Below are 11,417 nucleotides of genomic sequence, written 5' to 3'. Positions count from 1 at the left end.
GGAAACTGTTTCTCATTGAAGATTCACTACTTCTGGCTTGCCTTACGCTTCGTCGCCGTTCGAGCCGGTACCGTGCTGGGTTCAACGGGCTGCGCCGTCGTATTACCGCTCGTCACTACGCGGTGGTTCACAAAGTTATAGGGCGCGACGGTTTCTCCACGCAGGAGCGCCAGCCCAAGTTCAATGAGCCTCGGTCCGTACTCTGAGACTTCATGCGAGACGGATCCGATAGCTGGCGTATTATTTCGCTGCATCTCTGCCATCATCTCGTCCACGCAATCCTGTCCCACGATAGCCACATGCTTTTCGCGACCAAGCTCGCGGATAGCGGCGATCGCGCCGAGCGCGCTGGTGTCGTTGGCGGCTGCGATAAGGATGCGCTTGTCCTGCGGATGCCGATTCAGAAAGTCGGCCACCGCGCGCTGGCTCTTATCGCGCATGCCACGTCCGTCAATGCGAACAAAGCATTCGATGGGAGTGTTTGGCAGGAGGCTCTTCACGCCTTCAATGGCCCCGGTGATCCGGCTTTGTACGAGGGGGCCTGCCTCAAGAATCTCGAGCCCGAGCATCCAATCCACCTTCCCCTTCCAGCGATTGAGGGCAAAGGTGGCAAGCAGTTCTCCCGCGGTATATCCGGTGCGGTAGTTATCCACGCCAAAGTAGGTGGAGTGCGGATGCGGAATGTCGACGGCGATCAGCGGAATGCCCGCAGCAGAGACGCGGTCCGCGATCACCGGCGCAGCATGCTCTTCCACCTGGAACTCGATGATGACGTCCACGCGCTCACGGATGAACGTATCTGCATTCTCAATCGCCTTGCCCGCGTTGTACTGGTTGTCGAGGACGAGAAGATCGATACCAACAGCTTCGGCCGCACGGCGAAGGCTATCCGTTACATCGTTCGAGAATGCCATCTCCGCGCTCTGTCCCGCGAAGCCAAAGCGAAGCTTGCGTGCGCGTGAGATGAAACGATACTGCCGGTCTGCCGTCTGGCTTACGTATCCGCGATGGACGAGAGTCTTGAGAATCCGATAGACCGTCGTCTTCGAGATGCGCGTGCGCTTGTGGATAGCCTCCAGCACCATCGGCTGGTTTTCATTCTGTAGCAGCTCCAGAATGTCTAGCGCCTTCGTCAGAATCGGGATGAGGTAGAGCCGTTTGGCACTGGACGCGGGACGAGAAGGCATTTTGGACGGCATTGGGAAGGCTCCTGCAGTAACGGAATTATCCGACAGGAAACGGTATTTCCCTAATGGTTTCTGTTTCTGAACCGTGCAAAGGAGGAATTCGTTGAAAAGTTCAAAACTATCAATAGAGAAACTATTCTCCATTGTGAGTCTAATGGGGTAGGATGGCTGCGCCGGTCGGGCCAAGGTTCGGTCGCTTTCTAAGGACACTTCGTGGGCGCTAATCCGTTTCTTGGGGTTCTGTTTCATTGGCTGGGTGGCTTAGCCTCTGCCAGCAACTTCATTCCGTTCCGTGGCATCAAGCGCTGGTCGTGGGAGATCTACTGGATCATCCAGGGCGTAGCTGCCTGGATGATTGCGCCGACGTTCTTTGCGCTTCTCTTTGTGCCGGATGTCTTTGGCATCCTGCATCGTGCGCCCATGTCGGCCATTCTGTGGGCGATGCTCTTCGGCCTTCTCTGGGGAGTCGGCGGGCTCACGTTTGGTTTGGCTATTCGCTACCTCGGGCTGGGGTTGGGGTACGGCATTGCGCTTGGCTTTTGTACCGCGTTTGGCACGCTCGTGCCGCCTATCTATGACGGCCGCATCCACGCCATCCTGCATGAGAGCTGGGGGCAGGTAACGCTTGCCGGCGTTCTGCTCTCCTTGCTTGCTATCGCGGTGAGTGGCGCTGCGGGTGCCTCGAAAGAGCACGAGGTCAGTGCAGAAAAGAAGGCGGAGGCGGGCGAACGTGACTTCAGCTTCGCCAAGGGGCTTGCCGTCGCGATCTTCGCGGGCATCATGAGTTCGTTCTTCTCCTTTGGCCTTGCCGCGGGCAAGCCTATCGCGGAGATGGAGAAGGTGGAGCTTCTGGCGCGTGGTCGCAGCGACGTACTGCAGGGGCTTCCTGTGCTGATTGTCGTACTGTGGGGAGGCTTCATCACGAACCTCGTGTGGTCCGGCGCTCTCATCGTGCGCAACCGCTCGCTGCAGCAGTTTGTGGGGCGCCCTGGATACAATCCGATGCGTACGGCCACGACCTCTGGCGACACTTTGCAGGATGTTGATCCGCGTGAGCTGACGCAGAGAATTGCTCCCGACGTGCTGACGCGGAACTATCTCTTCGCGGCGCTTGCAGGCATCATCTGGTACTTCCAGTTCTTCTTCTACTCGATGGGTGAAGCCCGCATGGGCAAGTACAACTTCGCTGGCTGGACGTTGCACATGTCGAGCATCATCCTCTTCGCGAACCTTTGGGGGATCGGTCTGCGAGAGTGGAGCGGAACCAGCAGAAGAACCCGCATGCTCGTTGCAAGCGGACTTCTGCTGCTGATCGCGGCTACCGTTGTCATCGGTTATGGAACGTACCTGAAATCACAAATGCCGTAACGGCCGTTATTTCCTGGTGGGCTGCTTCGTAGTGGGCAACAGGCTGTAGTTGCCGCCTACGAAGCAGCCTCCTGATCTGTATGGAAAACTTCCAGCAGTGGCGACCATTGTTCGCCTGGCGCGGCGTCGTGCATTGGCTGCTGCATTGGGTCCATGATGCTCCACCAGCGCTGCGTTTCAGGGTCGGCCGCCATTTTGCGCATGTCCGCAGCGTAGTCCGTGCCGTGGTACTCGAAGTACGCAAAGAGCACGCTGTTGCGCAGGAAAATCGTGTAGTTGCGAATGCTGCATGCTGCGATGGTGGCAAGCACAGTGGGCCAGACTTCGGCATGATATCGAATGTACTCGGCCTCGTCTTCGGGGCGTAGTTGGATCACCTGCGCGTATCGCTTCACGATGAGAACTCCTGTGCATTTCTCTGCCATTTCCAGAAGAAGCAGTAGAGTCGACGGTACAACAAAATAATCCTACTGAGGAACAGTTTTTCTATTGACGCTTCTCGTCTTGGCGACGTAGTGTGGTCGGCGCTTCAAGATAGGTCCCTCACGAAAGGGTGTAGGAGGAGCTCCAATGCAGTTGTTTATGAATTACGTTGCGCCTGGCCAGCGCACGCACCAGCATCAGGGCGGTTTTATGAAAGCCGCACTTTCTCTTTGTCTCGTATTGTTTTTTGCCTTCTGTGCGCCAATGGCGATTGCGCAGACCGGCGGCGAGGCTGGCATCCAGGGCGTCGCCACCGATACCACCGGCGCAGCCGTTCCCAATGCGACGGTCGTCGTCACCAACCAGAGCACGGGCGTCGTAACAACGCGCCAGGGAACAGGCGATGGCTTGTTCACGGTCTCTCCAATCGCACCCGGCCTCTACACCGTTTCGGTGAAGGCCGAGGGCTTTGCGGAGTACGTGCAGAAGAACCTTCGCCTCGATGCTTTGAAGCTAACAACCTTCAACGTCTCGCTGAAGAATGGTGGTGCATTGGACACCGTAACTGTAACGGACGCTCCCCCGCAGATGGAGACGAACAACGCGACCATCGGCCTGACGCTCGAAAACGAGACGTACGCTCAGCTTCCGTTGATCATGAACAACGCGCAGCGTGATCCGACGGCCTTTGGTTCTTTGGCTCCGGGAGCACAGGGCGGTGCGCGTCTGCCCATCGTTGGCGGTACGGGTAACTACCTCGGCCAACTTTACCTTGAAGGTCTTCCGGCACAGACTGTCAGCCAGCAGGGCGACAACCGTCTGGTTGGTCAGGCTGTCAGCGTGGACGCTATTGATCAGTTCCAGGTCATCACCAGCACGCCGCCCGCAGAGTACGCCGGAGCGGGTGCGCAGAACTTCACGCTCAAGTCTGGTGGTCTGAAATTTCACGGACAGGTTTCCGACTACTTCCGTAACTCGGCACTCGATTCGTGGAACTTCCTCACCAAGAGTTCGTCAGTGAAGAACGCGGCGGGGCAGTTCGTTGCACCACCCAAGCCTCAGGATGATCAGAACGAACTGTCTGCTTCGATTGGCGGCCATGTCCCGGGTACCAAGCGCGTGTTCTTCTTCGTCGCCTACGACCGTTTCCGTAGCCGCAAGGTTGCCAACCCTTCGCAGTCCACAGTGCCCACTGCGCTGATGAAAGCCGGTGATTTCACCGAACTCAACTGCGCTACTACTTGCGTAGGCAGCGGCTTGACGGGCACGGGGACAACGGCAGCTACGAATGCCGCCTTCCTCTACAACCCAACGACCAGCAACTGCGTTGGAGCCACTTGCGCCCGTACACCCTTCACTGCAATGAAGAATGGTGTGCTTACCAACAACATCATTCCTGCGGGCTATATCTCGCCGATTTCACAGAAGATGCAGTCGTGGCTTCCGGACCCGAACAATACTTCAACTTTGGTGAACAACTACACCCAGTCAATTCCGACAGGTTTTGACAATCAGTTGATCGACTGGAAGGTTGACTTCGACATTTCGCCGAAGCATCGTATCTCCACCATTGGCACCATGGGTGCGGTGCACTACCTCAACAACTGGAATACGCCTTATCTGCCGCTACCCTACACGGGCGGCACGATGGCAAACATCTTCCCCAAGAACTTCGCGGTGGAAGACACCTACACGATTAGCAATGCCTTGGTAAACCAGTTCAAGTTCGGCTACACGCGTTTCTACCAGAACATCAGTAGCAATACGGACGGGAATGCAACGTATGGCATCAGCGGGCTGGGGGTTGGAAACCTGCCGGGTGGACAGTCCAGCACGGAGTTCCCGCAGGCAGCTTTCCAGGCCAGCACGATTGGCACCACGCCCATCACGAACTGGGGGCAGACTCCCTCTTCGAGCGGCCTGCTTGCTGCAGTCGGCACGAACTCGACGCAGTTGACGACACCAAACAACTACTCGATCAAGGACAACCTGCAGTACACCAAGGGACGCCACTCCATTACGGCTGGCATCACCATGCAGTGGCAGCAGATCAACAATGCAAACCCTGCGACCTTCACCGGGCCGCTCGGCCTGCAGTACACGCCATACGCGACAGCGAACTACTCCGGTTCGTCGCTGACAACAGCAACGGGATACTCCTACGCCAGCTTCCTTCTCGGAGCAGCAGGCGCTACCACTTCGCTTCCGCTGCAGTATGTCAGCGAGGTTGGCGGACGTTATTTCACGGTTGCTCCTTATGTGGAAGATGTCTGGAAGGCTACAAACAAGCTCACCATCGACGCAGGTCTTCGTTGGGACTACCTCCCGCCGTATCACGAGGTTCAAGACCGCTGGAGCTTCATGAACCCGAACCTCACAAACCCTGCTACGGGAACGGCGGGTGCCATTCAGTTCGCAGGGAACCGCGGTGGCTCACCGGCAAGCTGTAACTGCCGCACCCCTGTGCAGACTTACTGGAAGAACTGGGGGCCGCGCGTCGGCATCACCTACGCCTTCACGCCGAAGACGCTTCTGCGCATGGGGGCTGGGCGTGTCTTCTCGCAGGGCGGTGGTGTTGGTGGTCGTGCAGGTGCTTATCAGGGAACAGGCCAGCTTGGCTTCAATCCCACGGCATCAGCTACGGAATCCACCTCCGGTGCCGGAGCCGCTCCTGGGTTCTACCTGAACAACAACGCAGCACTTACGGGAACGGCTCTGTACAACACGTCCCTCTTTGGCGCGGGCTATAACTATCCGGGGCAGGTCACTCCCGGCTCCGCAACGCAGGTGCTCAACTCTGGCAACTACGTTAACGGAACCTCTGTTGCTGCACCCCTGGCTGTCTCCTATGCCGACCCATACTTCTCGGGCCGCGCACCAGACTTCAACTTCTACAACGTCGGCATCGAGCAGGCCATCACCAACACGTTGACGTTGTCGATCAACTACGTGGGTAATCAGAGCCATCATCTGATCAACTCCACCAGCGGTGCCGCGAACGCTCGTGGCTACTGGAGCAACCAACTCGATCCGCGTTATCTTGCGGGTCTGGCTGGTGTGAAGGCCTCTGATGGCACGCCCATCCTGACGGCAAGAGCTACGGCAGCAAACATTGCCCTGGCGCAAGCCGCCATGCCCGGACTGGCATTCCCCAGCTTTTTCACTGCTGCGGCTGCTACCACTGCTACGAGTTCGTCTCTGTCGGTTGCGCAAGGCCTTGTCGCCTTCCCACAGTACTACGCAGTCAACTCAAGCAGCACTCCTGGTGCCGCAAACGGTGTAACTGATCTCTGGGGGCAGAACGTTGCCAACTTCAGCTATAACTCCTTACAGATCGTGCTGGACCAGCGTGTATGGCATGGTTTGACTTACAACTTCAACTACACATGGTCGCGCAATGTGGGCAATGACGGTACCTTCCGTTCCGGATTTGCAATCCCATCCGCCGCTATCTCTCGCTCTACAGGCCAGAGCTACGGTATGGACCGCATCGAACGTTCGCAAACCACGACAAACAGCCCGCACGTCTTCCACGCGTTCGGTACCTATGCTCTCCCTGTTGGTGCAAACCATCTGGGTGGTACCAACGCATGGTCGAAGGCTTTGCTGAGCAACTACACTGTCGGCTTCATTACGACCTACGCGACGGGAACAGCCGTAGCGTTGACCTCCTCAAGCTGCCTCTCGCCTCTGCAGGGACAGTGCATGCCTGATCTCAACCCGGCGTTCTCGGGGAAGGCTCGTATTGGTGGCGGTTTTGGTCGTGATATTAACGGGCAGCGTAACGCTTGCGCGTTGAATGTAAGTCCTGCAAGCGGCACAACCACTGCGGGTAAGTGCGGACTCACGGCAGCGAACTATATCGCTTCGAATGCGTTCGTTTCCGCGGCTACGGCTCCTGGCTCCACGGTGCAACTCCTCGGCAACGCGCCACGTACAGGGGCGTATCACCTAACCAACCCGGCGGCTTTCACCCTGGATGCCAATATCGCCCGTCAGTTCCACGTCACCAGCCGTTATGGAGTGATGCTGAAGCTGGATGTCATCAACCTCTTGAACCATACGGTGTTTGGCAGTATCAACTCTTCGTTTGGTTCAAGCACCTTTGGTACCGTGACAAGCCTTGCCAGCACCTACGCCCCACGCTCCATGCAGGTGTCTGGAAAGTTCACCTTCTGAGGGAGGTTGCTCCCCCTTCCTGGCCTCGGGCGGTTTATCCGTCCGGGGCTATTTTCTCGATAGTGTTTTTGTGAAGGATAATCCCCATGAAATTTTCAGCCTGGGCGAATGTCGCCTGTCTTTCAATTGCATGTGTTGTATCAAGCGCCACCGCTCAGGACTTCTCTGGCCCTGTCGAACGCCGTCCGCCTGACAAGCGTCCAACGGCAGAGGAGATTGCTCATCCACCTAAGACCTGGATAGACAAAGATACCGGCCATCGTGTGACCCGGCTTACCGATGAACCCGGCTCCGCCAGCTTCTACTTCAACGTAAACGCCTTCACTCCCGACGGTCACGAGATGGTCTACACCACGCCGAACGGAGTGAACGTGCTGGATCTCCGTACGTTGAAGACACGCGTCGTACTAAAAGAGCGCGTGCACACGCTTGAAGTCGGACATAAAACGCCGCGCATCTTCTATGTGAAGGAGCCAGAGCATGCGGTCTACTCCACAAACGTTGATACGGGCGAAACTCGCAAGCTGGGCGTAATTCCTCCACGCGGCAGCCTGGTCACAATCAATGCGGATGAGACTTTGGCCGCTGGAACATTCGATGAGCAGGACAGGCCAAACGAGCAGTACGGGCACAATGGTCCGCGGGGCCACTCAAAGGCCGATGGCGCTTCAACCACGCAAACAAGCCCAATGGATCAGCCACGCAACAAGGGCGAGATGATGGAGCGGCGACTGGCCGCGCGCATCCCTCTTGTCCTCTACACGCTCAACCTTGAAACTGGCAAAGTCACAGAGCTTCTGCACTCGACGGACTGGGTGAACCACCTGCTCTTTTCTCCCAGCGACCCAAAGCTGCTGATGTACTGCCACGAAGGCCCATGGCACAAGGTCGATCGCATCTGGACGATCCACACCGATGGAACGCACAACGAACTGATGCATAAGCGAACCATGGTGATGGAGATTGCTGGCCACGAGTTCTGGGGGCGACGTGGCGATACCGTTTACTACGATCTGCAGACGCCAAGAGGGGAAGACTTCTGGTTAGCCTCGCTGAACCTCAGCACGGGGCAACGCAACTGGTATCACATGGACCGCAACGAGTGGTCGATCCACTTCAATGTGAATGAGCAGGCTGGCTTGTTTGCAGGTGACGGCGGCGACCCAAGGCAGGTAGCTCATGCTCCTGAGGGGGAGTGGCTCTATCTCTTCCGTCCGGAGAAGATCTCATCGCCGGGAGCCATCAACGAAAAGGGTTTCGTGCAGCCGTACGTTTTTCATGCAGAAAAACTGGTGAACATGAGCAAGCATAACTACACGCTTGAGCCCAACGTCATGTTCACGCCGGATGCGAAGATGATCATCTTCCGTTCCAACATGTTCGGCCCCACGTACGTGTTTGGCGTTGAGGTAGATAAGTCGAAGTAGTGAGACCCTGCTGGGAAATTTCCTGAAACAACTATGCCGGTGCAAATCGACTTGATGGAGTCGATCTGCACCGGCATAAGTCGTAGCGTGCTAGTTCTTCGGAAGCTGCGTCGCGCTCCAGTTTCCACCGAGCGCCATTTGGAGTTGAACGCTGGCGACAATGCGACGCGATACCAGCGCGGCTGCCGATCTCTCATTCGTCAACTGGATCGTTTGGTCCGTGAGCACTTCGAGATACTGCGTTAGGCCGCGCTTGTAACGAAGAGTGGCAAGAGCTGTGCTCCGTTTGGCTGCATCGACAGCACGTGTTGTTACGCCGGCTTCGTCTTCCAGCACACGCAAAGCAGCGAGTTGGTCTTCGACATCGCGGAACGCAGAAAGCACCTGTTGCCGATAAAGAGCGACAGCTTGCTCGCGCTGAGCGATCGCGTAATCAACCTGCGCTTTGCGCCGTCCCGCATCGAAGATCGTTTCGTTGAAGGACGGTCCCGCAGCCCAGGCTGTGCTGCTCTGGTTGAGAAGGTCGCTGATATGCGCGCTGTTCAGCTCTCCTGTCGCCCCCAGTGTGATGGAAGGGTAGTATGCCGACTTCGCTACGCCGATCAGAGCGTTGTTTGCCGCCACCTGGCGTTCAGCCGAAGCGATGTCCGGTCGACGTTGCAGGAGTTCAGAAGGAATGCCCGTAGGCACGCTTGGCGGTGTGCCTGCGAGCGGCTTCTCGGGGAGATGGAAACCCGTGGCAGGTGCTCCAATCAAAACGGCGATAGCGTGTTCATACTGAGCACGCTGCACGCCAAGATCAATCAGTTGCGCACGAGTCTGCTCAAGCTGCGCCTTGGCTTCTTCGACATCGCTGTCAGAAGCCAGCCCGCCCTTTTGTCGTGCCTGCGTCAGCTTTAAGCCCTCGGTGTAGTTGTCCAGCGTAGAGCGGAGCAGTTGCGCTTGAAGGTCAATGCCGCGAACTTGGAAGAACGTGATCGCAAGATCTCCCTGCAGGCTGAGACGTGTGGTCGCAAGGTCTGCAGCAGACTGTTGCGCGCTTGCGGAGGCCGATTCAATGCGTCGGCGGACAGCTCCCCAGAAATCCGGCTCCCACGAGATCGACGCAGGAACAAGGAAATCCCAGTAGTGCAATGGATAAGCGGTAGGGCGCAAAGGTTCGTTGTACGCAAGCTGGCTTCGCGTGCCGGAGGCTCCGATAGAGAGCGTGGGATAGAGAGAGGCATGGGCTACGCGGACAAGGTCATGCGCCTGTTCATAAGCATGAAGCCCTGCTGCAATCTGCTGGTTCGCTTTGCCGCACTGCTCTTCGAGCTTGTTCAGCTCTTCATCGTTGTACACCGTCCACCACGCGCCGCGCTCTGCATGGTCTGCAGGAGCAGCGGCGGGCCATGCACCGTTCTGTCCGTTGTCTGAGTATGCTGGCGGCGCGGGCATGGTGGGAACCTTGTAATTCGGTCCCACCTTGCAGCCTGTCATCACCAGCGACGTCAGCAGCCCTGTGCTTGCGAGTAGAGTCCTATGCTTCAAGACTTGCCTCCCGCAGCCTCATTCGAATTGACCACGCGAACGGCCTCGCCGTCCGTGAGAGAGTCGGGCGGGTTGCTGATGACCTTCTGATCCGCTGAAAGGCCATTGAGGATCTCAACGGTAGAGCCAAGGTCGCGGCCCGAGGTCACCTTGATCAGATGCGCTTTGTTCTGCGCATCCACCACCCCAACCTTCAGCCCATCCGGGTCAAGGATCAATGCGCTGACCGGAACAATTAGTGCAGGCACAAGCGTTGCTGTATGCAGATGCACTTCGGTGTAGCTGCCCGGAAGCAACTCACCGTTCTTGTTATTCACGTCAACTTCTGCAAGCAGTGTTCGCGTCGTTGGGTCGACGGCATCCGAAGAGCGAACCAGCTTGCCTTCAAACTTGCGTCCCGGGTACTGAGGAAGCGTCAGCGTGGCGACTGCACCATTCTTTGCATCGGGAGAGTAGACCTGCGGAATGTTTACGTAAACGCGCAAGGTGTTGACTGCGGCAATGTCGAAGATCTCTTTGCTGCCCGAGGTGACACCCGCACCTGCTGATACCGTGGCACCGTTCGCCGTAATCAGCTGCCCAACATCGAGGTTACGTGCTGTGATAACACCATCGAACGGCGCAGTGATTCTCTCGAAGCCTTGCAACTCTTCCAGACGATGAACATTCGCGAGCGCGGAGTTCACCTCTGTCTGCCGTGCCTCCAGCTGGGATGCTGCGTTGTCTGTGTCCTGCTGTGAGACCGCGTTCTGAGACACAAGGTCTTTGTAGCGGCTCGACGTCGTCTTCGCCAGAGACGCGTTGCTTTGCGCTGTCGCAAGGTCAGCCTTCGCCTGCATCAGCTGCTGGTCGAGTTCAGGTGTTTCGATGATCGCGAGCAACTCGCCTTTCTTCACATGCGATCCGATGTCGTGATACCAGATCTTTACGTAGCCTGTCGTGCGAGCGTAGATCGGGGCCATCGTGAACGCTTGCATGTTGCCTGGAATCACGATCTCGTTCGAGCTCTTCTGCAAGACAGGTGTCTGCACCGAGACTGGAGGTGCAGACGTCGCGGCCGTGTACTTCGATAGTTCGCTGGCAGAATGCTTGCGTTTCAGAATGCCGATGATCGCGAGTATCGCAAGGATGACAAGAACCACGAACGCCAGAATGCCGAGCGAAAATCCTGAGACGTTTGGTGCCTCGCGCTTCAACTCTTCTGTGCCGTGAACGGGGGATCGATTAGACGCCGGACCATCCGCGCCAGGATCTACTTCATTGAATTTGTGACCGTCTAGGCTCATCGTGCTTCTTTCTCCAT

The 11,417-nt window shown here is 57.2% G+C and carries 7 protein-coding genes; 3 read left to right on the top strand and 4 right to left on the bottom strand.

The annotated features are described in order from the left end of the window. Positions 1 to 26: 26 nt before the first annotated feature. A complete protein-coding gene (locus tag PW792_14470; GenBank protein MDE1163126.1) occupies positions 27 to 1,199 on the bottom strand; it encodes a substrate-binding domain-containing protein in 1,173 nt (390 codons plus the stop codon). A gap of 201 nt (positions 1,200 to 1,400) precedes the next feature. Between PW792_14470 and PW792_14465 the strand changes: the two genes are divergently transcribed. After that, the gene (locus PW792_14465) at positions 1,401 to 2,555 is read left to right on the top strand and encodes an L-rhamnose/proton symporter RhaT (GenBank protein MDE1163125.1); all 1,155 of its coding nucleotides are present in this window, start codon (positions 1,401 to 1,403) and stop codon (positions 2,553 to 2,555) included. Between the two features lie 56 nt (positions 2,556 to 2,611). On the opposite strand, the gene PW792_14460 is transcribed toward PW792_14465, so the two are convergent. Then, on the bottom strand, positions 2,612 to 2,950 hold the full coding sequence (locus PW792_14460) for an L-rhamnose mutarotase (protein MDE1163124.1): 339 nt from the start codon (positions 2,948 to 2,950) through the stop codon (positions 2,612 to 2,614). A gap of 175 nt (positions 2,951 to 3,125) precedes the next feature. On the opposite strand from PW792_14460, the gene PW792_14455 reads away from it, so the two are divergent. Further along, entirely contained in the window at positions 3,126 to 7,157 is a 4,032-nt protein-coding gene (locus tag PW792_14455) for a carboxypeptidase regulatory-like domain-containing protein (protein ID MDE1163123.1), read from the top strand. 86 nt (positions 7,158 to 7,243) lie between these two features. Further along, complete coding sequence (locus PW792_14450; GenBank protein ID MDE1163122.1) at positions 7,244 to 8,584, top strand: oligogalacturonate lyase family protein; 1,341 nt, start codon at positions 7,244 to 7,246, stop codon at positions 8,582 to 8,584. A 90-nt stretch (positions 8,585 to 8,674) separates the two neighbouring features. Here the strand turns inward: PW792_14450 and PW792_14445 are convergent, their stop codons facing one another. Further along, positions 8,675 to 10,114, bottom strand: coding sequence for an efflux transporter outer membrane subunit (locus PW792_14445; protein ID MDE1163121.1), 1,440 nt, complete (start codon positions 10,112 to 10,114; stop codon positions 8,675 to 8,677). Continuing rightward, positions 10,111 to 11,400, bottom strand: coding sequence for an efflux RND transporter periplasmic adaptor subunit (locus PW792_14440; GenBank protein ID MDE1163120.1), 1,290 nt, complete (start codon positions 11,398 to 11,400; stop codon positions 10,111 to 10,113). The genes PW792_14445 and PW792_14440 overlap by 4 nt, the downstream gene beginning before the upstream one ends. Positions 11,401 to 11,417: the final 17 nt, after the last annotated feature.

The sequence above is a fragment of the Acidobacteriaceae bacterium genome, assembly GCA_028283655.1.
In the GTDB taxonomy this organism is placed as follows: Bacteria; Acidobacteriota; Terriglobia; order Terriglobales; family Acidobacteriaceae; genus Granulicella.
This window is presented reverse-complemented; position numbering and strand designations above follow the sequence as displayed.